The sequence below is a fragment of the Salinicola endophyticus genome (assembly GCF_040536835.1).
GTDB classification, from domain to species: Bacteria; Pseudomonadota; Gammaproteobacteria; order Pseudomonadales; family Halomonadaceae; genus Salinicola; species Salinicola endophyticus_A.
Window position 1 is genome coordinate 520,774 of the sequence record NZ_CP159578.1, and the last position, 24,054, is coordinate 544,827.

At 55.9% G+C, this 24,054-nt stretch carries 22 protein-coding genes and 1 pseudogene; 16 read left to right on the forward strand and 7 right to left on the reverse strand.

Annotated elements, in window-relative coordinates; translation table 11 throughout:
- The first annotated feature begins 1 nt into the window (after window position 1).
- Window positions 2-1,513 carry a conjugal transfer protein TraG N-terminal domain-containing protein gene (locus ABV408_RS02495; RefSeq protein ID WP_353980908.1) on the forward strand — a complete coding sequence of 504 codons (1,512 nt, stop codon included), beginning with the start codon at window positions 2-4 and terminating at the stop codon, window positions 1,511-1,513.
- Window positions 1,514-1,550: 37 nt separating this feature from the next.
- Here the strand turns inward: ABV408_RS02495 and ABV408_RS02500 are convergent, their stop codons facing one another.
- Window positions 1,551-1,850 carry a hypothetical protein gene (locus ABV408_RS02500; protein WP_353980909.1) on the reverse strand — a complete coding sequence of 100 codons (300 nt, stop codon included), beginning with the start codon at window positions 1,848-1,850 and terminating at the stop codon, window positions 1,551-1,553.
- A 218-nt stretch (window positions 1,851-2,068) separates the two neighbouring features.
- On the opposite strand from ABV408_RS02500, the gene ABV408_RS02505 reads away from it, so the two are divergent.
- From ABV408_RS02505 to ABV408_RS02565, 12 genes and pseudogenes are all read left to right on the forward strand, one after another.
- Entirely contained in the window at window positions 2,069-2,506 is a 438-nt protein-coding gene (locus ABV408_RS02505; protein ID WP_353980910.1) for an antitoxin Xre-like helix-turn-helix domain-containing protein, read from the forward strand.
- Window positions 2,500-3,192, forward strand: coding sequence for an RES family NAD+ phosphorylase (locus ABV408_RS02510; RefSeq protein WP_353980911.1), 693 nt, complete (start codon window positions 2,500-2,502; stop codon window positions 3,190-3,192). Before ABV408_RS02505 ends, ABV408_RS02510 begins: the two co-directional genes overlap by 7 nt.
- Window positions 3,193-3,532: 340 nt before the next feature.
- Window positions 3,533-7,342 carry an SIR2 family protein gene (locus tag ABV408_RS02515; RefSeq protein WP_353980912.1) on the forward strand — a complete coding sequence of 1,270 codons (3,810 nt, stop codon included), beginning with the start codon at window positions 3,533-3,535 and terminating at the stop codon, window positions 7,340-7,342.
- A 436-nt stretch (window positions 7,343-7,778) separates the two neighbouring features.
- Window positions 7,779-8,003 (forward strand): hypothetical protein, encoded by a 225-nt coding sequence (locus ABV408_RS02520; protein WP_110674234.1) that lies wholly within the window; start codon window positions 7,779-7,781, stop codon window positions 8,001-8,003.
- 110 nt (window positions 8,004-8,113) lie between these two features.
- Window positions 8,114-8,731: a hypothetical protein gene (locus ABV408_RS02525; RefSeq protein ID WP_353980913.1), complete on the forward strand. Its 618-nt coding sequence runs from the start codon at window positions 8,114-8,116 to the stop codon at window positions 8,729-8,731.
- An 84-nt stretch (window positions 8,732-8,815) separates the two neighbouring features.
- Window positions 8,816-9,205, forward strand: coding sequence for a hypothetical protein (locus ABV408_RS02530; RefSeq protein ID WP_353980914.1), 390 nt, complete (start codon window positions 8,816-8,818; stop codon window positions 9,203-9,205).
- A 102-nt stretch (window positions 9,206-9,307) separates the two neighbouring features.
- Window positions 9,308-10,459 carry a DUF3275 family protein gene (locus tag ABV408_RS02535; RefSeq protein ID WP_405049924.1) on the forward strand — a complete coding sequence of 384 codons (1,152 nt, stop codon included), beginning with the start codon at window positions 9,308-9,310 and terminating at the stop codon, window positions 10,457-10,459.
- Between the two features lie 75 nt (window positions 10,460-10,534).
- On the forward strand, window positions 10,535-10,816 hold the full coding sequence (locus tag ABV408_RS02545; RefSeq protein ID WP_353980915.1) for a hypothetical protein: 282 nt from the start codon (window positions 10,535-10,537) through the stop codon (window positions 10,814-10,816).
- A 73-nt stretch (window positions 10,817-10,889) separates the two neighbouring features.
- Window positions 10,890-11,486: a hypothetical protein gene (locus tag ABV408_RS02550; RefSeq protein ID WP_353980916.1), complete on the forward strand. Its 597-nt coding sequence runs from the start codon at window positions 10,890-10,892 to the stop codon at window positions 11,484-11,486.
- Between the two features lie 15 nt (window positions 11,487-11,501).
- Window positions 11,502-12,611: pseudogene (locus tag ABV408_RS02555) on the forward strand (DUF6094 domain-containing protein); the annotation flags it as partial.
- 159 nt (window positions 12,612-12,770) lie between these two features.
- Window positions 12,771-14,996, forward strand: a complete 2,226-nt coding sequence (locus tag ABV408_RS02560) for a DEAD/DEAH box helicase (RefSeq protein WP_353980917.1) — start codon at window positions 12,771-12,773, stop codon at window positions 14,994-14,996.
- 188 nt (window positions 14,997-15,184) lie between these two features.
- A complete protein-coding gene (locus tag ABV408_RS02565; protein WP_353980918.1) occupies window positions 15,185-15,514 on the forward strand; it encodes an FxLYD domain-containing protein in 330 nt (109 codons plus the stop codon).
- Between the two features lie 79 nt (window positions 15,515-15,593).
- Here the strand turns inward: ABV408_RS02565 and ABV408_RS02570 are convergent, their stop codons facing one another.
- The 3 genes from ABV408_RS02570 to ABV408_RS02580 form a co-directional block, all read right to left on the reverse strand.
- A complete protein-coding gene (locus tag ABV408_RS02570) occupies window positions 15,594-16,682 on the reverse strand; it encodes an AbiH family protein (RefSeq protein ID WP_353980919.1) in 1,089 nt (362 codons plus the stop codon).
- A gap of 131 nt (window positions 16,683-16,813) precedes the next feature.
- Window positions 16,814-17,581 (reverse strand): hypothetical protein, encoded by a 768-nt coding sequence (locus tag ABV408_RS02575; RefSeq protein WP_353980920.1) that lies wholly within the window; start codon window positions 17,579-17,581, stop codon window positions 16,814-16,816.
- A gap of 160 nt (window positions 17,582-17,741) precedes the next feature.
- Window positions 17,742-17,873, reverse strand: coding sequence for a topoisomerase DNA-binding C4 zinc finger domain-containing protein (locus ABV408_RS02580; protein WP_353980921.1), 132 nt, complete (start codon window positions 17,871-17,873; stop codon window positions 17,742-17,744).
- Between the two features lie 204 nt (window positions 17,874-18,077).
- Here ABV408_RS02580 and ABV408_RS02585 point away from each other — a divergent pair, with 204 nt between their 5' ends.
- Window positions 18,078-18,818, forward strand: a complete 741-nt coding sequence (locus ABV408_RS02585; protein WP_353980922.1) for a hypothetical protein — start codon at window positions 18,078-18,080, stop codon at window positions 18,816-18,818.
- Between the two features lie 19 nt (window positions 18,819-18,837).
- Here ABV408_RS02585 and ABV408_RS02590 read toward each other — a convergent pair whose 3' ends face one another.
- Genes ABV408_RS02590 through ABV408_RS02600 form a run of 3 tightly spaced genes read right to left on the reverse strand, consistent with a single transcriptional unit; the run spans window position 18,838 to window position 20,803 of the window.
- Entirely contained in the window at window positions 18,838-20,109 is a 1,272-nt protein-coding gene (locus ABV408_RS02590) for a Y-family DNA polymerase (protein WP_353980923.1), read from the reverse strand.
- The gene (locus ABV408_RS02595; RefSeq protein ID WP_353980924.1) at window positions 20,106-20,558 is read right to left on the reverse strand and encodes a translesion error-prone DNA polymerase V autoproteolytic subunit; all 453 of its coding nucleotides are present in this window, start codon (window positions 20,556-20,558) and stop codon (window positions 20,106-20,108) included. The genes ABV408_RS02590 and ABV408_RS02595 overlap by 4 nt, the downstream gene beginning before the upstream one ends.
- A complete protein-coding gene (locus tag ABV408_RS02600; RefSeq protein ID WP_353980925.1) occupies window positions 20,555-20,803 on the reverse strand; it encodes a DUF1654 domain-containing protein in 249 nt (82 codons plus the stop codon). The genes ABV408_RS02595 and ABV408_RS02600 overlap by 4 nt, the downstream gene beginning before the upstream one ends.
- A gap of 312 nt (window positions 20,804-21,115) precedes the next feature.
- Between ABV408_RS02600 and mobH the strand changes: the two genes are divergently transcribed.
- Together mobH and xerC are read left to right on the forward strand one after the other, a co-directional pair.
- Entirely contained in the window at window positions 21,116-22,852 is a 1,737-nt protein-coding gene (gene mobH / locus ABV408_RS02605; protein ID WP_353980926.1) for a MobH family relaxase, read from the forward strand.
- Window positions 22,853-22,862: 10 nt separating this feature from the next.
- Complete coding sequence (gene xerC / locus ABV408_RS02610) at window positions 22,863-23,816, forward strand: site-specific integrase (RefSeq protein WP_353980927.1); 954 nt, start codon at window positions 22,863-22,865, stop codon at window positions 23,814-23,816.
- The last annotated feature ends 238 nt before the right edge of the window (window positions 23,817-24,054 follow it).

The window sequence follows — 24,054 nt, forward strand, 5'->3', positions numbered from 1 at the left end:
CATGGCGACGTTCGTGGTGAATGACTACATGGAAGGCACCATGCTCACTCTCGGGTGGATCATCAACAATGGGATCTGGGACACGTTGTCCTCGACCGGGATCGCGTCGGCGCCGTTCATCGCCCTGATCGCCGGCGAATGGTTCCGAGCGCGGCAGGAGGGTGACGACGAGGGGAACAAGGGGGTGTTGTCGCTTAACCGCATCGAGTCCCGTCTCTACGCCATGATTCTGGTGGTTGTGTTCACCTGCGTGCCTGTTTTCAACTTCGGCGTGAACCCGGTGAACGTGAGCCAAGCGCATGCGGATCAGTGCGGGACGGTCTTGCTGTCATCGGGACAGTGGGGGGAGTCGACGCTGACCGCGATCGATGGGCAGCAGGCGCGCGTGCCCATGTGGTGGGCGATCACCCATGCCCTCTCGAAGGGGATCACCAACGCCGCGGTGTCTAAGATCCCTTGTTCGACCGACTACCAGTCGGTCAGGACTGCGCTGGATCTCAGCTCGATCACCGACCCCGGGCTACAGCGAGAGGTGGGAGAGTTCCAACTGGCCTGCTTCGGCCCCTCGCGCAACAAGCTGTTCCAGACAGGCGCGAGCCTTACGCCCACGGAAAGCCAAGACGTGGACTGGATCGGCTCCAAGTTCTTCCTCAACACGCCCGGCTATTACGACAGCTTCTACGCGAATCGTCCCATGCCCGGCTTCCCATACCAGGCCGCCCGAGACAGTGCGCGCCCCAGTACGGGGCCCGGCCGGCCCGGCTATCCGAGCTGTAAGGAGTGGTGGAGTGATGGCACAGCGGGCCTCAGGGCGCGGCTCAAAGCCCAGGTCAGCCCCTCTTTCTGGGCACGCGTGCAGAGCGTCTTCCCATCCACGCCCAACGCCGATGACTACATGATCCGTCGCATGGTTAGCCCGCGCTCGGGGGCTGCGAACGGCAACACGGATCAAGCCTCGATCGGTTACCGTAGTCTCGACGGCGGGCTTGCCGATGATGTGTCTTCGACGGCGGCGATGGTGGGCAACGCACTCACCGCGATTCCGTTCCTGGCCGGTATGGATAGCCTCAGGCAGTCACTCCCCATGATTCAGAGCACGTTGCTGATGGCAATCATCATCTGTCTGCCCTTCGTCTCCGTGGCCTCTGCCTACTCGATGAAGGTTGCCGGACTCGCCACGTTCGGGCTCTTTGGGTTGTTCTTCCTGACTTTCTGGTGGGAGCTGGCCCGTTGGCTAGATTCCCACTTGATCGGCTTAATGTATGACAGTGAGGCAGCGAAGATGAGTTGGACAGCGGGTGTGGAGAATGCGAACGACAAGATGGTAATGACGTTTGTCAACGGGATGATGTTCCTGGTTCTGCCGAGTATTTGGATGGCGTCACTGGGTTGGGCCGGATTCAAAACAGGAGGCGCCGTAGACGGCGTGGGTCAGGCAAGTAGAGAGGCCAAGGGAGCTGGTCAGAAGGGAGGACAGGCTGCGCAATCAGCTGCTTCAGGTGGAAAACTATGAGATTTCCGTTTATCTGCCGGCAATAAGGCCAGCAGTTCTAGTCGTGAATTTTGAATCCACCACTGTAATATCCATAGCCTTGCATGCCGTGTCTGTAGCCATCTGACTCTTCGGGTGAGTCTGGCATCGGCGACGCAGTTGAGTCCTTGGGTAGCGAACTCCATACGTTTTTCCCTGCCTCGGCAGAAGCCTGACCCAGCGTCCGGAGCAGCCCTTGGGACTCGTTGGTGCCGAACAGCAGCGCCGACGAGAAGGCGACTGAGCCTTTCATCGTTCTGCGGGCTGCTTTCTTGGCGGCTTGTCGACGCTGTTCGGTAAAGAGACTGGTGAGCTTCATGGGGGATCTCCCATGCACTGTTACGGAGTGTGAATTCAGACTACCCCGGGTAGTGCTGAACGGCAAGGCTTAATCGGTCTCGGTCGCAATGTCAACCGGTAGTGCTGTGGCAGGCGGTTGATCCATCTCGAAGGGCGTTGCGATTCGAGAAAGCCTCAATGTGTCCAGGGTTTCATGGTCCACCTCACGACTCTAGCATGTTGATCTGTAGACACGCCATGGATATATTTGTGTCTACTGACCTGGGGGCGATCATGACAGCCGTAGAAAAGTTGGCCGATGACAAAGCACGCAACACTGCTGGACTGCGCGCTGCGGTAAAGATCTTGGAGAAGTGGGGGGCCACCCAGGATCAGGGAACAGAGGTCCTACGTGTCTCTCGCAGTACCTACAATCGCGCCAAGCGTGGTGATCAGGAATGGCAGGTCAACGTCGATCCCGACCAGCTGACGCGGATCAGCCTCGTGCTGAACATCCACGCTGCACTGAGGACGCTGTTCGAGAACCCAGCCAACGTCTATGGCTTCGTGAACATGCCCAACCACAACCCTGGCTTTAACGGCCTCACGCCTTTGGAATCGATGACTCGGGCCGGACTCCCGGGCCTGTACGAGACCTTCAAGCGCATCGACGGGCTGCGGGGCGCCCAGTGGTAAGCCTTGAGGAGATACCTCGGCTGCCTGAAGAGACTCGCCGAGCGCATCGACTGGTCAACTCCAAGTTTCCCCCGATCAGCCTGTTCGATGACGTGGCCGACGAGAGAGAGTTCGACGCGCTGCATCAGCTCCAGGCGCTCACCAATCCTCGGCTGCTGACTGAGGCAGGCGACCTCGGACTCATCGACCGGGCAGACATTCCATTCGGCATAACGGGCTGCTCATACGCGGTTGCGCCCTTCACCCACCTCAATACCAGCGGCTCGCGATTCAGCGACGGAAGCTTTGGAGTGCTGTACCTGGCTGATTGCCTGGATACGGCCATCTCCGAAGTTCGCCACCACCAGGAGGCTTATTGGCAAAACGTCCCTGATCTGGGCTTTGATCGTTTCGTGTTCCGTGAGCTGATCTGCGAGTTCTCTGAGGCCAATCTTCTGGACCTCTGTCAGTTACCGCTGGACGATCCCATTTTTGCCCCGGACGACTATACCGCCAGTCGTGCGCTGGGCGCCGCGGCCAGCGACCAGAAAATGCCCGGCATAAGGTATCCATCCGTTAGGCAGCAGGGTGCGGTGTGCTGGGGACTTATGACCCCGCGACCTGTTCACTCTGTCGTACAGTCCGCCCACCTTGAGATGATCTGGAGCCAGGGGGTTACCGCGGTCAGTGTTGTGAGCCTGCCCTGAACGAGTATTCCCCCCGAGGGAAAGGGGTAAATGGCCAGGCCAAAAGGAGTGAAGGGAAGGGGGAGTAAGGGGAAGGGGGTTATCCGGTTGGAAGACCAGGGAAACCCCAAAGGGCCGGGCGAGGGAAAGGGCAAAAGGTTAGCCCCTCCGGCACTAGCCGCTGAGTGCGTTCTAGTTTGGACTCGCCGAGTGATATGGCTTCCCCACCTATTCAGCTCTTGGTCACAACCTGCCGCCCGGTCCAAGCAACAAAACCACCTGTATCCCGTATAAGCGAGCAGTGTATTATCTCCGCAAGTGGATCAGTATTGACTGCAAGTATAACCGATAGGTTTAGACCATGAGATTTTACGCTGATGCACCCTCAATACCGGATGTCCTCCTAGCACGCTGTGATGCAGGGCGTGTTGTATTTCTGTGTGGCGCAGGTGTTTCCCAACCGTCTGGAATGCCTAGCTTTGTAGGATTAACTCAGCACGTCATCGAGTTTTTCGACCCACCGGAGGACTCACCGATCATGACGGCCTTCCAGTCTTGGCTGGACGACCCTTACGGACCGAACGTCCCGCTCGATCAAATTTTTAATCTGATGCACCAAGAGTACGGCAGAGACGAAGTTAATGCACTGGTCACCGAAAGACTGAATGTCTCGCCATCGGAGGAAGATGTTGGACGTGAACACGCTCTGATCAAACGGATTTCGACGAATTCAAGCGGCGTTCCCCAGATCGTGACCACAAACTTTGACCTGATGTTCGAGACCGGGTCGAATGGCGACAAAATCGCAAGGCATGTGCCTCCAGTCTTCCCCGATCTTGCGGTCGGAACGACAATCGAGGGGATCACGTATCTCCATGGTCGCTTGGCCGACTCTGGCTCGGATCATCATTCCTACGTGCTGAGCAGCGCAGACTTCGGGCGCGCCTATTTGTCGGAAGGATGGGCTACAAACTTCATCCGAAGCCTATTGGACCGATACACCGTGGTGCTTGTCGGCTACCAAGCCGAAGACCCTCCGATCAAATACCTTCTTCAAGGTCTGAACCATGATGGCCAGTTTGATCGATCTCGGCTCTATGCGTTCGATCGGGGCCTACCGGAAGAGATTGAAGCCAAATGGCGTGATCGAGGCGTGACTGCCATTGCCTATGCCGATCATGCTGATCTATGGAAGACCATGGAGGCCTGGGCGGATCGCGCCGACGATCCTCGGCGATGGCGGTCTTCGGTGATTACGTCCAGCCAAGGGGACCCCAAGGCTATGTCGGCCCATGAGCGTGGGCAAGTCGCCCACGTGCTCCGGACCGTACAGGGTGCCAAGTTGTTTGCTTTGGCCGATCCGACGCCTGACCCAGAATGGGTGTGTGTGATCGATAGCAATGTGCGATCAGCAAAGCCGAGCAAGGGCTACGGTCAAGAAGCCGAAACGTTCGATCCAGGATCAGCCTACGGGCTCGACGACGATCTTGAACACATTTCGGATGATGTGCAGTGGCGGGGTATAATCAATGACAATCTTCTCGTCTGGCGAGACGGGGACGACAATCCGCCTGATGCTCATTGTCTCGCTGGGCGACAACCCGAAGGGAACGAAGCAACTCCAATCCGGCTTGGTCACCTCATCACGTGGATCAGCAAGGCGATCGATAGCCCTGTTCTGGCCTGGTGGGCAATTCAGCAAAACGGCCTGCACCCTCGCCTGCTGCATCAAATCGAATGGCAGTTAGAGCACCGAGAAAGCCTCTCGGGGCGGGCGCGCCACATTTGGAACCTAGTCCTAGAGCATCATCGGGACCCCCGGAACCGCCAATGGGACGGAAGCTGGTTTCACCTTAAGGAGAGGGTAGCCAAAGAAGGATGGACGGCCAGCGTTATTCGCGACTTCCGACGGGTGACAACTCCGAGGGTCGACATCCTCCCACTACTCGGCTTGGGGAAATCGAGGCCGCCGTTGGGGTCGTGGGATGACGTTTGCTTCAGCGACCTCGGTCAGTTCGAAATCAAATTCCTTGAACGGCACAACGATGATCTCCCAGTGTCCGACGAAGCCTTGCCGCAGGTGTTCGCAATTCTGGAAGATCAGCTAACCATCGCGTCAGGTCTGCTGGCTGACATCGAGACAGCCTACTTCGATACTCCTACCTGCTATCCGAATCGTTTAATCGATGGCCGAGAGCATGTCACAGAAGCTGCCGAGGTCATGAAATGGTTTGTTGAGCTTCTCGATCGTCTGTCGGAGACACGGCCCGATTTGGTACAAGCCCATGCCACGATCTGGTCGGAGGCGGAGCCGTTCTTCTTTCGGAAACTCAAGCTGTATGCCTACAGTAAGAAGAATGCCTTCGAAGCTGATCGAGTTGCCCAAGCCGTACTATCCTTCGATCAGACAATTTTCTGGGATATCGACGTAGCCCGAGAGCTTCTTTTCCTGATGGTGGACCGCTGGACGGAGTTTTCACAAGAGAGTCAGGACAGGCTGACCGATCGAATACTGGAAGGGCCGGATCAACCTTCCTGTTGGTCAGACGAGGAGTTTCCCAAGCTTCGGGACGAGTCCGCCGCGCGATATGCCCGCTATCTCCAACTTGAGGATTGTGTCTTTGCCGCTGATCGCAACGAGCGCCTTCACAAGATGATCCAGGGCATTCCTGAGTGGAGCGATGGATGGGCGAGATCAACGGTCACAGAGCGCGGTTCCCATTCCGGCTTTGTCGCAACTGACGAGAGCCCCGAAGCTATTTTGGATCTTCCTGTGAATGAAATCGTGGCGAGAGCTAAGGATGATCTTGAGCGGGACTTCCACAGCTTCACCGATAAGCGGCCATTCACCGGGCTAGTGAAAGCCAACCCCTGTAAGGCCTTGTCTGCTCTCACCGTTGCAGGTAAGAGCGGTGACTACCCGCAGGCCTTCTGGTCATCCATGATCAACGAAATGCCCGAGGATATTCCTCCGCGGCTACGACGGGTCTTCTTGCACAGGCTAACCCGACTTCCAGACACAGTGGTCGCAGAGCTGCGGCACACACTGGGGCGATGGCTCGAAACCAACATAGTGGCGATTCTAAAGTTCAATGACAAGCTCGGGTGGGCAGTCTTCGATCACGTCGTTGACGGCATCCTGAGCGGTAGCGCGGAGGCAGCCCAGAGAGGCCTCGGGGAGGTGCGCTTCAGGGACGAAGTAGTGAAGCGGTCCAGGCGAACGCTCGGACATGCGATCAACGGACCGCTTGGCCAGTGCACAGAGGCCCTTTACCGCGCCGTTCCGGGAGAGAAGCACGAAGCCGGTTCTCTTATCCCGGAACATATCAAGAGCCGGCTGGAGCGCCTCTTCGCTGCACCTGGGGAAGGGGCTGACCACGCGGTTTCGGTCACGATGAGCAAGCTCAATTGGTTCATGTTCGTCGATCCTGAATGGACTCGGGGCCGCCTTGTTCCAATGCTTGCATTCGATCATCCCTCGTCGGAACCAGCATGGAATGGCTTTTTGCATAGTAAGCGAGCTCCGTTGCTGCCGCTGGCCGAAGTCATAAAGCCGCTACTGCTTGAACTGATCCCTTGGATCGAGGGCTTTTCTTGGGGGCGCGAAATGTCGAAGGTCGTTTCCCAATGGCTAGGCTTCATGCGAATGTTCAATCCTGACGAACCTTCTAGCCCATCAAGAAAGGAAATGCGTTCGGTCCTACGGGCTATATCTGGCGATACCCGGAACCAGTTCATCTCCTGGTTGGGCTTGGTAGGGCAGCATAACGAAAACGGCTGGACCAAACTTGTTATCCCGTTCATTAACGAGGATTGGCCGAGGGAGCGCAGGTACCGAACATCGTCCTCGGTAAAAGCGTGGATAGACCTTCTTGATGATACCGGCGACAGCTTTCCGGTGGTCTGGGACGCCGTGAAGAAATTTCTGGTCCCGATCGAGAGGAGCGACCATCCGTTCTTCAGGTTCACCCGAAAGATCAATGAAGAAGAGCCAATTGCGGCGCGCTACCCTGAAGCTACATTGGATCTAATGAACAGGGCCACACCAAAGGCTCTAGCTTTGCCATCTTATGAATTGCCGAAAGTTCTGGCCGTGATCGCCGAAAGCGACCCCAAGCTGACATCTGATGAGCGGTATTTGCGCCTGATTGACCTGGTTGAGCGAAGTTAATTTACAAGGGACTTGAACGGCAACACCTCTTGTGTCGAGCCGGCCATTGCAGCTTTGGTGTAATGAAAACCATATAGACATGCGGCTGGGGGTACTTCTTGCTTCCGTATCGTCGGCTGCTTCCCGCCTTCCATGTCGGGGCAGCGCGTTCTGCTGCACTTGGCACGAAGGACCGTTCTGGGCCGCGTTTGGTGTTCAGCGAGGGCAGGGCAGCGCCGGTCTAACCGGCGACTCTTGCAGCTCATCATCTAGTCCAGCTATCCTCAGCCAGTACGCCGCTGGTCACTGACGGTCATCAGTGACGCCATTTGCCTTCGGGCAATCCCGAAGCCGTAACGCATCCCGAGAGACGGCGCTCATCGCGAGCCGGATGCAACTCACCCTCCCAGGGAGATCTCCCTGGCGGGGAATCTCCCTTTAAATTCAGGAGATTCCCATGAAGCACTCAATAAGCCTCTACGACGCGCTCCGCGCGATCGATGTTCCAGCCGATAAGGCCCGGAATGTGATTGACGCCCTGGAGGATGACATGCGGGATATCGCCAGCAAGCAAGACTTGAGGGATCTCGAGCAGCGCATCACGCAAACGCTTACGATCCGTCTCGGTGGCATGTTGGTCGCCGCTGTCGGCTTCCTCTCAGCGATCAAGTTCTTCAGCTGATCGCAATCTAGCCCTCGCCGCTGCGGCGTGCTCTGGACCTTACCCATCAGGGGAACGCCTCCCCTATGGGACCGGTGTATCTCCTGAATCCTCACTTCAGGAGCCACACCATGAAACTCCATCAGTTCCTCAACCTCTCCGCGCTGCTAGTCATCATGCTGCCCGATGTCATCCCCGAGCCACTGCGGTGGACGTGGCTGACGTTCGTGTCGCTGTGGTGGCTCAACGCACTCGGCATCGTCAAGATCGGTCTGCTCGGTCGTACCTTGCCGAACAGCTTCTGGATTCCAGTCAGTGCCTTTTGGCTGCTCCGGGTCGCCGCTACCGCGCCCGCGGATCTACTCGGTCGTCCGACCGTCGAACCTCGGCCTAAGCGCTCCACTCGGACGCAAAGCCATACGTCTGCCGGCCCCATGTCGGAGCGTCGTGATGACGGGACCATCGTTGCTCTGGGCAACGCCCCTTACGAGTTCAAGGCGGGTAACCGCCTGAGCTTCTACATCACCCTGCGAGACGATCGAGGCCAGGAGCGCACCGTGTGGGGCGTCGATCTGCGCCGCGTGGCGCGTGAGACCAACTTGGAAGTCGGACAGCGGGTGATCCTTGAGTTTCTCGGGAAAACCCCTGTCGACGTTTCTGAGCCGGTCCGCAACGTCCATGGCGTCGTGGTAGGGCACCGCAAGGTCCGCACCCACCGCAACACCTGGCGGGCGACAGTCGTCGGCTGATCCACTCAAGCAGCATCCACCCCATGGGGAAGTTTCCTTCCCCATGGGGCGAGGACTTCCCCATTTTTTTGAGGAGAAGTTCTCATGCAATCCAATGCCACTATCCGCATCGACCTCACTGCCAAAGCGCAGCGCCTCGGACTCTGCCCTGAACGTCACGACGTGATGGTGCAGATGGAGCAGCCGCTCATCACTGAGGTGGCCGCGCTCTTCGATTCAGCAGCATCGCTTCATCCTGCGCTGGACCAGCTGCACTGGATAGAGCGCCTGGACGCCTTCCTGACCGAGGCGCGCCAGAAGCTCGCTGACGCCCCCTCAGGGGCGCGCGCGTTCGACTTCGAGGTATGCGCACCTCACCGCTCGGGTGCATTGCTGTTGCCTCTGGACGTCGAGGTGCACGCCGAGGTCGAACGTCTCTACGGCAAGCACGTGCTGGTGTTCTCGCTGCGAGGGCGGGATCGCCTCGCCGCCTGATCTCTAACCCAATGAGCCCGGTTCGCCGGGCTTCTCCCTCCACCCCGACCGTGATCCTCTCCCGGCGGGGGAGGGTCTGGTCGTCAGCTCGAGGTGCTGACGATGTCTGATATCTACCAAGCGATCACAAACCAGATTCTGGACAGTCTCAAATCAGGTTATTTGCCAGGCACTGGCAATCCTTGGGACTCGTCCAGCCGGACGCCACTCATCCCTTGCAACGCTGTCTCCGGGCGTCAATACCAGGGCATCAATGTCCCATTGCTCTGGGGTATGGCTGAAAAGCGCGGTTTCTCACAAGACCGTTGGCTCACATTGGGCCAAGCGAAAGAGCTTGGTGCGACAAAACGTTCTGGTCAGCAAAGCACGCTGGCCTGTTTATACAAACCTATGAAGCGTTCGATTCTCGATGCTGCTGGGGAGCCAGTGCTGGACGAGGAGGGCAATCCCAAAGAGAAGCGCTTCGCGATCGTTAGAGGGTTCAACCTCTATAACGTGGACCAGTTCGATGGGTTGCCTGATTCGGTCACCAACCCTCCACCTAAGGGGGCTGAGGGGCTCGAAGACATCGCGATGCTGGACAACTTCATCGTGGGCTGTGGCATCAAGGTCACACACTCTCTCGATCGGGAGAGTGCGGCTTATTTCCCCAGTCAGGATCGAGTGTTGTTACCCGCAAAATCGCGGTTCCACAGCGCAGAGAGCTACTACAGCGTGGCTCTGCATGAACTCACCCACGCCACCGGCCACGAGTCACGGCTGGCACGTCCCGGGATCACCGACTTCGATGGCTTCGGTTCGCCGCAATACGCCTTCGAAGAGCTGATCGCGCAGATGGGCTCAGCCTTTCTGTGCGGGCACTTCGGTATTCGTAACGAGGCCTTCGATGCCGCCTACATCGCCAATTGGATCGAGGTGTTGCAGTCGGACAAGAAGGCCATCTTTCGCGCCTCCGGCGCGGCACGCCTGGCAGCGGAATTCCTGAAGCAGGTTCATCAGGAAAACCGCCCGCAGGCATCGACCGATCAACCTCTCAAGGCGAGCGCCGAAGCCAAGCCGACGCGTCGGCCCCAGGCGGATGATCAGGACATCGAGCTGTTCGGGCACCAGTGGCCACTGGGCGACAGCGTCAGGCTGGACTCCACGGTCGATCGGGGCACCTTGCGTGCCCAGATATCTCGGCTGAAGCAGCTCGGCTATGAACTCGATACCGCGACACAGACCTGGACCTATTCAGCTGTGGCAGCGGCCTAACTCCGATTCAGTTAACCCCCTCGGGACGAAGCCGCCCGATGGGGTGGGCTCGTCCCTCCACCCCTGGAGAACATCATGGACATGAATCAAGAACCCAATCCGGCCGTGTTTGCAGACCTTTCGGAACAGCAGCTTTTCAACATCGAAGATGTGCTGTCCAACGACGAGGTGTCGTCTGACGAAGAGCTGGTCGATTACTTCATCGAGGAAGGCATTCCTGCAGACGCCGCGAAAGAGGCTGTCGCTTACCGGGATCGCTATCTCCTCAACATCTACAAGGCAGGGCACGGTCCCATCCGTGAGGATCGCGAGACGCTGCGGTACGACCCCTATCAGGGGGCATTCGTGCCCGACTGAACCATATCCACCCCTGGGGGCGAGACTGCCCCTAGGGCAGCTTGCTCCCATCACCCACGATGATGGAGGCAGTATGCCAACTTCCACACCACTCTGGCGCCTCGACGAGGCGCCGGAGCTTTTTCTGGATAGCTATGTCGCCGACGGCGATCGCGCGGTCTTTCTGTCCCTGTGGGGGCGGGATACCGCCATTCACGAACTGATGGCCAAGCTGACCCTGCCCATCGCCGAAGGCGGCTGGACCGGGGTCACGCTCCAGCGAGACGGTCAGTCAGTCGCTCTACAGCTGGATCGTGAACGTCTGTCCAAACGCACGACGCGGACCTATCGGCAGACGCGGTTCGGCAGCCTGCTGAACCTCTGGCTGTTCGATCAACGCTGTCAGGATCCGGATCGCGCCAATCGTCAGTGCTACGCGATCTTCAACGAACGCGACTCGCAACAGGACAAGAGCGCGATGCTCTGGTCACGTCTGCGGGATCTCGCTGCGTTTCCGTTGTTGGATCACTGGCGACCCACGATCGTCCAACTGCTCCTCGAGCACGGGGCGATCCGCATGCTCGATCAAATGTCCGAGCGCCTGTCAGGCGTCTGGATCGATCTCTCGCTGGCCAGCGTCCAGGACGCCATTGGTCAGCTCATACACGCCGGCGATCTCGCCACGCAATGAACCCGGGAGGCCACCATGGCTTTGATGTTTCCACGCCTGGCGCGCAACTTCGCCAAAAACGGCTACTACCCGACCGACGAGGACACGATCGATCGTGTCCTTCAGGCATTGGGCACCTCGCATGACCAGCGAGTGCGCATTCTGGATCCGTGCGCCGGCGAAGGGCACGCGATTCTGGAGAGCGCTTATCGTCTGGGCCGGGATCGAACTGACGCCTATGGCATCGAGTTCAATCTCGAGCGAGCACACCACATGCAGGGCCTGGTCGATGTCGGCATCCAGTCGGATCTGATGGATACCGTCATCTCGCCGCGATCGTTTGGGCTGCTGTGGTTCAACCCACCCTACGGCGATCTCGTCAGCGAGACCGGCGGCAGCAAGGGGTATGCCGGCAAGGGACGACAGCGGCTGGAAAAGCTGTTCTACCAGCGCTGTGTTCACCTGCTGCAGTACGGTGGCGTCATGGTGATGATCGTGCCGCACTATGTCTTCGACGATGAGCTGTCGAGCTGGGTCAGCCAACACTTCGATCGCGTGACTGCGTTCGAGGCCGCGGTCGATACGTTCAAGCAGGTCGTCGTCTTCGGCGTTCGCACGAAGCGCAATGCACTACTGGCCAACGACAGGACTAAACCCAACAGGAAGATGCTGCAGCAAATCGGACTGGGAGAATTTAAGCCCGAGCCGCTGCCCGAGATCTGGTGTGATGGTCTGTATGACGTGCCGCCGGCGATCGGTAACACACCTCACTGCTACCGCATGTCGCTGGAACCCGAACAGCTGGAGCAGGAGATCAATCAGCTGGGCGGGCTATGGCCCGACTTCAACCTCGCATTCTGGACCGATGGGGTCACGCAGCGACGTCCGCTGCGCCAGCTTTCCAGCTGGCACCTCGCGCTGTCCCTGGCAGCAGGAGGCATATCGGGCATCGTGACTTCGCGCTCAGGGCGCCAACTGGTCGTGAAGGGCGATACCTTCAAGGAGAAGTCCTCGAAGGTCGAGTTCGACGAGGACGCCGATGGCAACATCAGCGAGCGTCGAATCCTGACCGATCGCTTCGTGCCAGCCATCATGGCTTGGGACGTCACGCCTGGCTCTCCTGATAAGGGGCGATTGTTCAAAATCACCTCGACGCTGGCATTGGATGCGCCGGCACCATCTGAACCGGTCGACTCGGACGCCGAGACGGCATAACTACCACGCACGCTCATGGAGCGTGCCAACCCCTACGGGCAGAACTTAGCCCGTAGGGGCATGTTCTGCCCGTTTTCATTGGAGACGGATATGAACATGCCCTGCACAGCACCGGATAACGTCATCGCGCTCAACGATTTCATCGATGAGTTCGGCGACGGGCTTCTAGATACGCTCAACCACACCCATCCCCCGGTCTATGACGGTCGCGGGGATCCGGCGCGACAGGCGGTGATGAACGCGTTGGCACGCCAACCGTTCCCGGCACAGGCAGACGTCGTTCACGCGATCTGCGCACTGCTACTGGATCAGAACGAGCGTGCCGGCGTGATCAACGCCGAGATGGGGACCGGCAAAACCATGATGGCGATCGCGGTCGCCGCCGTGATGGCGACCGAAGGCTATCGTCGATCGCTGATAGTGTCTCCGCCCCACCTGGTCTACAAGTGGCGGCGCGAGATCCTCGAGACGGTGCCCGAAGCTCGAGTCTGGGTGCTCAATGGACCGGATACGCTGGCGAAATTGCTCAAGCTGCGCGAGCAGTTGGGGCAGCCAGACGATGGCCGGCCAGAGTTCTTCGTGCTGGGTCGCGTGCGGATGCGAATGGGATTTCACTGGGTACCGGTGGCTATCCCCAGGCGCACCCTGTCAGGACGCTTCGCGGCGTGTCCGGACTGCGGCCGCATGATCCTAGACAACGACAATGAGCCGGTCCGGTTCGAGTCGTTCCAGCAGACCGAGCGTCAGCAGGCGTGCGCGGGATGCGGTGGTCAGCTCTGGACACTCATACGACAGCGGCAGCCCGAAGGGGATGCCCGCCGTCGTTCGGTGCTCAAGGCGCTGCAGCGCATTCCAACCATCGGCAAGGTGACTGCCGACAAGCTGATCGACCGATTCGGCGAGGCTTTTCTGTCGTCGATGCTCGCCGACAACGCGCACGATTTCATCAACCTGATGGACGAGAACGGCGACCTGGTGTTCAACGATCGACAGGCAACGAGAATGGAACGGGCGATGGCCAACATCGAATTCGGCTTCGGTGAAGGGGGGTTCCAGCCGAGCGAGTTCATAAAGCGCTATCTCCCCGACCAATTCTTCGACCTGCTGATCGTCGACGAAGGGCATGAGTACAAGAACGCGGGGTCGGCCCAGGGTCAGGCCATGGGTGTACTGGCAGCGAAGGCACGCAAGACGCTTTTGTTGACTGGCACGCTGATGGGCGGCTACGCCGACGACCTGTTCTATCTGCTCTTCCGGATCCTGACACCGGTGATGATCGAAGACGGCTATCGTCCCCAGCGCAATTCACTGGGTGCGGCGTCCATGGCTTTCATGCGCGAGCACGGTGTCCTCAAGGATATCTACTCGGAGCGTGAGGGCGCTGGACACAAGACGGCGAAGGGGCGGAAAACCTCGGTGCGCACGGTGAAGGCACCTGGGTTTGGCCCCAAGGGCATCCTGCGCTACGTGTTGCCCTTCACGGTCTTCCTCAAGCTCAAGGACATCGGCGGCGATGTACTGCCGCCCTATGACGAGGAGTTCGTGGAAGTGCCAATGTCGTCTGCTCAGGCCAGTGCCTACGACAAGCTCTCTGGAGAGCTGACACAGGCGCTGAGAGAAGCGCTGGCACACAAGGACACCACCTTGCTGGGCGTTGTGCTCAATGTGCTGCTGGCGTGGCCTGACTGCTGTTTTCGACCGGAAGCGGTCAAGCATCCGCGTTCGCGGGCGCTGATCAGTTTCGCCAAGTCGATTTTCGACGAAGCGTCTACGATGCCGAAGGAGGACGAACTGATCGAGCTATGCCGATCGGAGAAAACCCAGGGCCGCAAGGTGCTGGTCTACTCCACTTACACCGGCAAGCGCGATACCACGAGTCGCCTGAAGCGCGTGCTCGAGCAAGAGGGCCTGAAAGTGGCCATATTGCGCTCGAGCGTCGACACCAGTCGGCGGGAGGACTGGATTGCGGATCAGGTCGAGAACGGGATCGATGTCCTGATCACCAATCCGGAGCTGGTCAAGACTGGGCTGGATCTTCTCGACTTCCCGACGATCGCGTTCATGCAGACTGGCTGGAACGTCTACACCTTGCAGCAGGCCGCGCGGCGCTCCTGGCGTATCGGTCAGCATCGGGCAGTGCGGGTGGTGTTCTTCGGCTACGCCGAGACGTCACAAATAGCCTGCCTGCGGCTGATGGCGGCAAAGATCGCGGTGGCACAGAGCACCTCTGGGGATATTCCCGAATCAGGGCTCGATGCGCTCAACAGCGATGGCGAGTCGGTCGAAGTGGAGCTGGCCCGTCAGCTGGTTGCCTGACGTTCGCGATCATTTCAAACCTAACCCCTCTTCGGAGGGGTTTTTTCTTGCTCATCTAATTGAAGGTTAGTCATTGAAGAGCATGACGGTTAGAGTGGTTCTGCACTCACATTCGCTATAGCCTCAGCTCTAGGGTGAGGATGAAACGAGGTTGGTGCAGGCAAAGGTCTCAATATAAAGGTGGTAAAATGAAGAAAATCATCATGACTTGCATGGCTTCACTTTGGCTAGTCGCTGGGTCGGCTTTTGCGCAAGGCGTTGTTCTTGTCGAAAACTCTGTGTCGATTGATAATAGTCAAGGCTATGCTCGTATAGTCGGCGAGGCGGTTAATAATAGTAAAGATGTAGTGGGCTCAGTTTTTATCAGCTTTAATTTATACGATCAACAAGATAGGCAGGTGGGAAATGCTATAGCCAATTTGTCTAATGTCGCGCCTGGTGGTAAGGTGCGTTTTGGTGCGACAGCTAACGTCCAAGATTTTGCTTACGCCAAGTTTGTTAAAATCACAGAGTATTAGTCAGTGGCTCTATCTTGAAAACTGGCAATTCCCTGGTGTCCTTATTTTTAGGGGCGCCAGGATAAAAGATAGAGTTCCTTCAAGTAAGATTGTGCTCAGATGAAAAAATTAAATAGCGTAGCTGTTGGGCGATATCCTGGGTGTTGCACTGCTTGAAATTCTCAATGCCCATTGAGATCAAAAAATCAAGATGATTAGCTTTGTCTTCTTCACTGTGATAGGTCACTAGCCAAGTAATGTCGAGAGGGGTGTTTTTGTATATCTCTTCAAAATATGGTCTGTCCACACAAGACAGCGAATGTCCTATGATTATCACCATTGATGCTTCGCGCAGCTGCTCAAAAAATGAGTGGTGCTCTTCTATGATCTCATCTGTTGGCTTGAAAGTTTCTTGAAAGTATGAGTTTACCATCTCATTTCCTTCCATGACTCTTGTGTCCAAATCCTCTGGATTTGGTACATTGTTGTAATCAGGTATTTCTTCTGGATCCCATGCGTGACCCAAAATAAGATCCTCGCCATTGGAGATGCTGCCATGAATGGATAGGGTGTTAGTGGCTTCTATACTATAGACGTCTTCTAGTGTATTGGTGTAGTTGAAAGTTAAAAAGATGTCTGATTGTGAAAAATTGAACTGTGGCTTTGGAGTCAAGCAAGTGGTGTCTAGTGAGTCTATCCAGTTGTAGAAATGGGCTAGCAGCTCTGTTGAAACTGCCGCTATTGTTTTTCCCAGCTCGTACTGGTACTCGTGGTGATATGCGTCTTTCCAGTTTTCTGTGGAATAGGGCTGTAGGAACTCTAGAGCCTCGTCCAACGCTCGCTCAGCATCAAAATCCGCGAGAGACATCTCAAGCGTGTTCCAGTTACCCTCCAACTGTAAGTATTCGTCTATGGTTTCGTGAAGGTTTGGATTTTTCTGTTTAACATACCTGGAGAAGTCCGCTAAGCTGCTAGATAATTTATGAAATAAGTCGAATCCATTGCCGATAACAAATAATCTAAAACTCATGAGAGTCCCTTTTGGGTGATGCGGTAATATTTTGAGAGCTGAAGACTGCCATTTGCGATAATTTATTTTTTTGCCATTGCATGATTCCCTATGTCCATGGTTTGCTTTTCGCTTTCTTGGCCTATCTGCACCCGCCGGGGCCGCAGGCAACTCCTGCATGCTCGCCGATGCCGATCCTCGCTACACAGAACCGCTGGGTACGTATACTTGGCCACGTTCGCATTGGATAAATGCTCCAATACTGTAAACGGTCAATTCACGCTAGATGCGGATTTTAGATCCCCGTATTTCTATTCCTCAAGCCGACCAACAACGTATTCATGGCAAGCATCTCTGATGAACTTTTGTGCTTCTCTCAGTGTCATGGTGCTACTGACCTTTTTCTCCGGCTCTCCTTGGTATCCATGGCGAGAACTAGTTTCAGTTATTACATAGTTGTTCGCTGAGCATCTGAAGCGGTTTGCCTCTGAGGTTTCAAAAGGCTTTTCTAGGTTTTCATCATTTTTATAGATATAGTTTAGCGTGTCATAAGCTCTATATAAGGTGACCCAGTTTTGCTCAAAGCTAAAGTATTTTAGTAGCGCATAAAGAGCAGTGTCAGTTTTGCATTTTTCGATCAAAAGTGTTTCTGGCGTCCCTGTAAAAGTTTTTGTATGGGCAGCAGATGGTGCGATCGTTCTTGACATTTCTTGAAACAGTCCAGGGGCTTCAGATGGATATTCGTTGTAGTGAATTCTTTTTCCATTTTTGATGACTCCTTGTAGGGTGATATGTTGGAGTGGGTTGTCTTCGTAATCCAAGGTTGATGTTATGCACGCCGCGCCTCTAAATAGGTCTGTTAGCTCTTTTCCGATTAGATAAGCTTTGGCTTCTTGTTCTACCCCATTGCACAAATGGGTTTTGAAACGATAATCTCCAGTTGAGGCGTCTATCATGGGGTCTATTTCTTCATATATTCTAATGTCACATCCCATTTGTTTGTATTGATACCCGTGTAAGAGAGCGATATTGCCCGGTAATAAAAACTCAAAGTTGTTGCTAATTCCCGTTGCTTTCATTTTATACCCGTCGTTTTTTTAATTTGATAAAGTGCAGTCGGTTCGCTTTCCCCACTCTCGACCTCTCCGCGTTGGCGGGGGCGTCGGCCCGACGTTTTCGATAGCGCCGAGCCGCGATAAAAAATGCCGCCCAGCACGCTCATCAATCCAATTTAAAAATCTATCCTGGAGAGTCCTTGAATCGCTTCCTGGTCCATGTGCATTTGGGGTATCTTGAACACCCCCAAAACTTCTCGCCTTTATGTTTTTTAAGCCGTAATTCGGCACCGCATCTTGCACAATGACCACTCATTGAATTGTCCGCTATAATCTTATCTGTAGAATGTGCTGCGTCAAGTTAATTTGACACTTTTTCCAGCGTTTTTCAATTATTTATTTTGTTGCTAAGTGCTAATGCTGAGTTGGGGCGTGGGCTAAATTTTTTTAGGGGGTTGCCGATAAAGAAATCTAGGTTCTTAATTTGGTGGTATTGATTCGTTTCTTTGACGGGGGCGTTATGTTGCTGCGTGAGCTTGCGAGAGATAATATTTCCTTTGCCAAAAGAGTGAGTGGTCTGGAGTGGTTAATATCAGTCCATTATGATACAAGAGTCATGCTCTCTTGTCTGCATGAGTTGGGAGATTTTGTTGGCCAAGATATTATTAATCCAATTGGTAGCGTCGACATCCCAGCTGATGTTCTTGATGCAATGCATGCGATTTCAAATGCCAGCAATCCGACTGAGAACGAGACCGATTTAGATAGGCTGCAATCGATGGTACGCAGTAACGGCAAACGTTTTGTTGCGATGGCAGTGTTTCCGCAGCTCACCACTAATGCAGACTATATTTTGGCCGGGCTGTTAGTGAGTTATGCGAGATTGTTTTTGGGTGCCAAGAATAATTCTTCTAGGCTACAGCTTAAACCTGAACAAGTCTTTGGGGGGAAGAGCGATGTAAGGAGTTGTCACGACAATCTAATTGATAAGAGGCATGGTGTTTATGCGCACGAGGAGATTAGTACGGGCTATGTTCGCTTGAACATTGCTATTGGTGCTGAAGGGGATTATTCGGTTAAAGATAACTCTGGCCAACAAAGTCTATCTTTCTATCCTGGTGTTATTCCTGATTTTTACAAATGCCTGATTTGTTTGCGTGATTATCTGGGTGGCAAGATATTAGAGGACACTGCAAAGTTGAATTCAAAGTTGAATGATGAGTATCGAGAGCTAATCTTAGAAAAGCTAAAACCTTCCTGATGTTTGCTTCAATGTAAGGTTATGTTTTTGCGGTTGGCAACTCGTTCCATCGTGTGGTGTAGCGCTGCGTCAGCAGCTCCGCCTTGAGCTTCCAATCCGCTCTGCCCCTCGTGCCGCCTAGCCTCACCGTGCCGCGGCCCATACGCCGGTTCAGCTCGTCCATCACCGCGCTTACCTTGGCCGATCGCTCACGCTCGGCATCACTCGCCGGGGAGTCGAAGATATCGTGCTGCAGAGAGTCGGCCTGCACGAGGTCGAGCATCATCACGCCCGCTTTCATGTAGCGATAGCCGTCGCGCCAGATGCGCGACAGCGCTGTTTGGGCGGCTCCGACGATCACGCGGGTATCGTTACTGGGGTGGGGGAGCTGCACGACCAGCGCGGGATAATATTGCGCCAGGTCTTCGCGGTGCTTGTTCGTTTTCAGGTGAACCTGAATCGCCCGTGCCACGCTGCCTTGCTTGCGCAGCTTCTCGGCGCCGCGGGCAGCGTGGGCGCGGATGGCAGCACGCACTTCCTGCGGATCTGACGTCAGCCGCCCGAACGACCGACTGGTCATGATGTTCTTCTTCGGCTCGCCATAGTCGTCGGTGTCGATGCAGTCGATGCCACGGAGCTCGTAGACCAGTCGTTCCTGCACGACGCTGAATCTGGCGCGGATCCGCTTCGGGTCTGCCTCCCGCAACTGCCATGCCGTCACGATCCCCATCTGACTAAGCCGCTGGCCCAGGCGGCCGGAGACGCCCCACAGGTCGGTGACGGGTGTGTCCTCGAGGATCCGACGGGTGATCTCGCTATCGGGCTGAAGTAGGCACACGCCCTCGTAAACGGCCACTTTCTTCGCCAGTTTGTTGGCAACCTTGGCCAGCGTCCGGCTGGTCGACAGCCCGACGCTCACCGGGATACCGGTATTGCGGCGCACGACGTATCGAAGCCGCTGGCAGTGATCCTTGAGCCGCTCAATCCGGAATCCATCGAACCCGAGGAAGCTCTCGTCGATGGAGTAGATCTCGACGTCGGGAGTGAACTCGCGGAGCGTCGCGGTCACCCGTCGGCTCATATCGCCATATAGGGTGTAGTTGCTCGAGACCAGTATCAGCTCACGCCGTACGGAGGGAGGGATCTTGAACGCCGGCGCCCCCATCTCGACCAACTGTTTAGCTTCGTTCGAGCGAGCGATCACGCAGCCGTCGTTATTCGACAGTACGGCCAGCGGCCGTCCTTCCCAGTCAGGGCGGAACACCCGCTCGCACGACGCGTAGAAGTTGTTGCAATCGACGAGCCCGATCACTTCCCGGAGCGCCCGCGTCGCAGCGAATGGACGTTGTCTGTCACCACACCCCAGCAATGGCACTCACACCCCGCGAGCGGGATTGGCGGGAAGTGCTCGTTTCCCGAGCACAGGTAGTAGCGCTGGCCAATTTTCTGCATCTGCTTGCACGTCAGCTCTCCGTCCACCGCCATGATCACGACATCTCCCACCGTCGCCTCAAGAGAGCGATCGACGATCAGCAGATCGCCATCGTAGATCCCGTGACGCTCCATCGAATGCCCTTTGGCCCGAACGAAGAACGTCGCCGTAGGGTGCGGGATCAGCAGTTCATTCAGGTCGAGCGTCGTCTCGAGGTAGTCATCCGCCGGCGACGGGAAGCCCGCGCGGACCTCGCCTGCGGCGAGCGGTATCGAAGACCGCGGCGCGCCCAGGTCGGCCTGGCCAAGGACATCGACGATGGTGTTCATGACGCTGCCTCCGCTTCGGTAGGGTCCCAAGCGATCAGCGCTTCGGCGGGGCCGCCCCGGGTGACAGTGACGTAATCTAGCTCGTCGAACTCGTCGAGTATGCGATCCCATGCGATCGGGTCGTCTTCATCTAGCCGGAACAGCGTGACCTCGAACTGCTCGCGATTGCGCGCCCTGGCGAGCTGCTGCTGGATGCGGCGGACGAGGGTTTGATAGGACTGCTGGCGCTTCGTCGATGAGGGCATGGCAGCGTGCTCCTAAGAATACTGTATGCATGTACAGTATCTATCAGAAAGCCAGGCGCTGTCGAATGATTGCCAATGGGAGGGCTCGCGAAGCACTGAATGCGCGTCGAACTGAATTAACGTTTCTCCTTCGCACGTCAGCAAGCAGCAGGCCTCATAGACGGATCATTCAGCTGCTGGAACAGATCGATGCTACTAGAGCGACTTCGCTCGTGGGGACGCGCGCGCTCGGTGAGGCGGCAGGGAGCGGGGCTGGGGCTGGAGTACCCTAGTAGTGGACCAGAACTCCTCGCCTTACCGCGTCGTCAGCAGATGCTCAAAATGCTCTGGGACACGACATCGCTGACCCAAGAGGCTTTCGACGACTACATCCTGGCACCGATTCAGCGCTATGCGGAGCTGGTGCAGCAGCTTCCCGCCTCGGAGTCTCATCACCACTCTTACGCCGGAGGCATGCTCGATCACGCGTTAGAGATGGCGTGCTACGGGCTGAAGCTACGTCAGCGTCACCTGCTACCCCCGGGGGCCAAGCCCGAAGATCAAAGTTCTTCGGGAGAGTTATGGAGTGCGGCGATCATCTACGCCGCATTGATGCATGACGTGGCGAAGACGCTCGTCGATATCGAGATTCATTTAGAGGATGGAAAGACCTGGAGGCTCTGGCACGGTCCGATACCCGCTCCGTACAGGGTTCGATACCGTCCGGGGCGAGACTACAACCTGCACGCCGCGCTAAACCCGATGCTATGTCAGCAAGTGCTGGGCCCGCACGTACTTGACTGGCTCCTGTCGCAGCCCCGCCTGTTCGGGTTACTCACCTATACCATCTCTGGTCACACAGACCGCGGTGGCATCATTGCGGAAATCGTACACCAGGCGGATCGCGCTAGCGTCTCGAAGGCTATGGGTGGTGATCCGCTGCAGGCGCTCGCTGCGCCCGTCGAATCGCTTCAACGCAAGCTCGCTGACGGGCTGCGCTACATGGTCAAGGAGCAGTTTCAACTTAACCAGAAAGGCGGTGTGGCCTGGCTGACGGACGAGGCTCTTTGGCTGGTATCACCTAGAGCCGTTAATGAACTCAAAGCATATCTTTATGACCAGGGCGTGAAGAGCATTCCCTCGGATCTAACTCGCTTATACGGCGAGCTGCAAGCGCATGGGTTGATAGAAGAGGTTGCCGAAGGAAAGTCGGTATGGAAGTGCCAAGTCTCGGATGGAGACTGGGCCTATTCGCTGAACATGATCAAGATCTCCCCAACTTTGATCTGGGGAACGGGTGACAAGCCTGAGCCTTTTAAAGGAAAAGTTGTTACACTTGGTTACGATGAGGTTGGGGACAGCAACCCGGAGCCACAAAGCAGCGATCAGGAAATAGGCGCCAGCGTAGAGCATGAAGCCAAGAAAGCAGCAGGAGAAAGTACTTCAGTGCAAGTGAATAAAGATTCTCCTGTTACAGATGTTCCTGATTCTTCGGGAAGCATTGCTTCAGGCGGGAGCTTAGATGATGACCTGTTATCCATTTTTAGTGATCTCTCACCTGGTATTGATGGGCAAGCCAATGGAGAAGACGTCGAGTCTAAGACCGTCGTGGACGACATGAAACGAAGGGCGACAGAAGTGGCTACATCCAATATCTCTTCGGATGACTTGGCACCCGGTAGCGGGGGGAGCAGCAACCTTGGTGGGGTTGGCGAGCAATTTTGGGATTGGCTAAAGCAGGGAGTCTCTGATCGCTCCATCGTTGTGAACGATACAAAAGCCGTAGTCCACACAGTAGATGGAACGTTCTTTCTGGTCAGTCCGGGTGTATTCAAGAAATTCGCTGCTGCCGAATCAGGGGTGAGCAGTGAGTGGAAGCAAGTGCAAAGTGGTTTTCAAAAACTTGGTCGGCATATCAAAAGTCAAGGCGTGAATATTCACAAGGTTTCCGTTAGTGGTCCGAATAAAACGACATATCTAATGGGTTATCTGATCAAGGAGCCTGAAGAGCTGGCACGCCCTGTGCCGCCCGATAACTGGGTTTTGAAACTGACCAGCGCCGAGGGTTAGGGAGAAAGTAGTGTACGACGTATCCTTTGCTGAACTGTTGAGCCGCTACGCGGCGGATAAGAACCTACGCCCGAAAAGTGTGAGCACCTACGTTGGCGTAGTGAGAATTTTCAGGAAATTTCTTGGCGGTCAAGAATATCCAAGCATGGTCAGCCGTGAGACTGTAATAGCTTGGCGAACCTCTATCTTGAAAGGTGCAGGTCGTGAAGAAGGCATAACAGAAAGTAGTTGGAATAACTACGCTCGTCATCTCAAGGCACTTTATACCTATGGCATTAAACATGGGCTGGTGGCTACTGCTGTCAATCCATTTGCAGACGTTTCAGTGAGGCAGCCTCGGATCCCTAAGAAAAGTTTGAAGCCTTTCGAAATACGATATGCTAGAGAGGTTTTGGATGTCTGCAGGCGCTTCGAGTCCAGCTATGACGAGTGCTCAAAAATCCATCCGGCATGGTTTTGGCGAGTAGTCATGGAAACCTTTTTTCACACCGGCATTCGTCTGAACCAGTTGCTGCACATAGAAGCGGGCGATATCAATCTCAAGAAGAGGGTCTTTCGCGCATCAGCAATTGGGTCCAAAACTCATTCCGAGACGACGTTGCCTATACCGGATGAGCTATATCCATTCATGTACGAGCTTGTTGTTGCCGCTCACAGCTGTGGGTTCAAGAGAAAAGATCAGCTATTCAACGTCAATCGCTTCAGCCATAGGCACAAGCGTGACACGATGGATACCTGGCAGGTGGAGCGATTTTTCACCGCATTATCCTCGCTTTCAGGTTGCCGAATTACTCCTCACCGCTTTCGACACTTCTTGGGCACTAGCCTCATGGAAAGCCCAGAGAGGAATCTCCACGTGGTCCAGAACATCCTGACCCATGGGGATGTACGCACGACACTGGGGTACGTCCATCCTGATGTTGAGGCAATGAGACGGGCGCTGAATGCACGGCCTGAGCTCTAGTCAGGTGGGCGCTCGCCAGGGCTTTGCGTTGAATTGCTGTCACAGCTCCTCGGTGGGGTTGACATGCCGGATGTAATCGAGACACTATCGACTGTGCCAATGTAGTGCAGAAAGGATCTGCAGGTGACACTTGGTAGCTTGAATGGCGGAGGGCGCTGCATCAGTAGAGACTGAATCTGAGCAACTGACTTGTAATCAGTAGGTCCCGGGTTCGACTCCTGGTGTCGGCACCAGAGCT

Coding starts and splice junctions, on each gene's coding strand:
- ABV408_RS02565 (WP_353980918.1), top strand. CDS start 15,185: ATGAAGAAAATCATCATGACTTGCATGGCTTCACTTTGGCTAGTCGCT.
- ABV408_RS02525 (WP_353980913.1), top strand. CDS start 8,114: ATGAAACTCCATCAGTTCCTCAACCTCTCCGCGCTGCTAGTCATCATG.
- ABV408_RS02550 (WP_353980916.1), top strand. CDS start 10,890: ATGCCAACTTCCACACCACTCTGGCGCCTCGACGAGGCGCCGGAGCTT.
- ABV408_RS02585 (WP_353980922.1), top strand. CDS start 18,078: ATGTTGCTGCGTGAGCTTGCGAGAGATAATATTTCCTTTGCCAAAAGA.
- ABV408_RS02535 (WP_405049924.1), top strand. CDS start 9,308: ATGTCTGATATCTACCAAGCGATCACAAACCAGATTCTGGACAGTCTC.
- ABV408_RS02600 (WP_353980925.1), bottom strand. CDS start 20,803: ATGCCCTCATCGACGAAGCGCCAGCAGTCCTATCAAACCCTCGTCCGC.
- ABV408_RS02515 (WP_353980912.1), top strand. CDS start 3,533: ATGAGATTTTACGCTGATGCACCCTCAATACCGGATGTCCTCCTAGCA.
- ABV408_RS02570 (WP_353980919.1), bottom strand. CDS start 16,682: ATGCAGGAGTTGCCTGCGGCCCCGGCGGGTGCAGATAGGCCAAGAAAG.
- ABV408_RS02495 (WP_353980908.1), top strand. CDS start 2: ATGGCGACGTTCGTGGTGAATGACTACATGGAAGGCACCATGCTCACT.
- ABV408_RS02595 (WP_353980924.1), bottom strand. CDS start 20,558: ATGAACACCATCGTCGATGTCCTTGGCCAGGCCGACCTGGGCGCGCCG.
- ABV408_RS02560 (WP_353980917.1), top strand. CDS start 12,771: ATGAACATGCCCTGCACAGCACCGGATAACGTCATCGCGCTCAACGAT.
- ABV408_RS02580 (WP_353980921.1), bottom strand. CDS start 17,873: ATGAGTGGTCATTGTGCAAGATGCGGTGCCGAATTACGGCTTAAAAAA.
- ABV408_RS02505 (WP_353980910.1), top strand. CDS start 2,069: ATGGATATATTTGTGTCTACTGACCTGGGGGCGATCATGACAGCCGTA.
- ABV408_RS02530 (WP_353980914.1), top strand. CDS start 8,816: ATGCAATCCAATGCCACTATCCGCATCGACCTCACTGCCAAAGCGCAG.
- mobH (WP_353980926.1), top strand. CDS start 21,116: ATGCTCAAAATGCTCTGGGACACGACATCGCTGACCCAAGAGGCTTTC.
- ABV408_RS02545 (WP_353980915.1), top strand. CDS start 10,535: ATGGACATGAATCAAGAACCCAATCCGGCCGTGTTTGCAGACCTTTCG.
- ABV408_RS02575 (WP_353980920.1), bottom strand. CDS start 17,581: ATGAAAGCAACGGGAATTAGCAACAACTTTGAGTTTTTATTACCGGGC.
- ABV408_RS02500 (WP_353980909.1), bottom strand. CDS start 1,850: ATGAAGCTCACCAGTCTCTTTACCGAACAGCGTCGACAAGCCGCCAAG.
- ABV408_RS02520 (WP_110674234.1), top strand. CDS start 7,779: ATGAAGCACTCAATAAGCCTCTACGACGCGCTCCGCGCGATCGATGTT.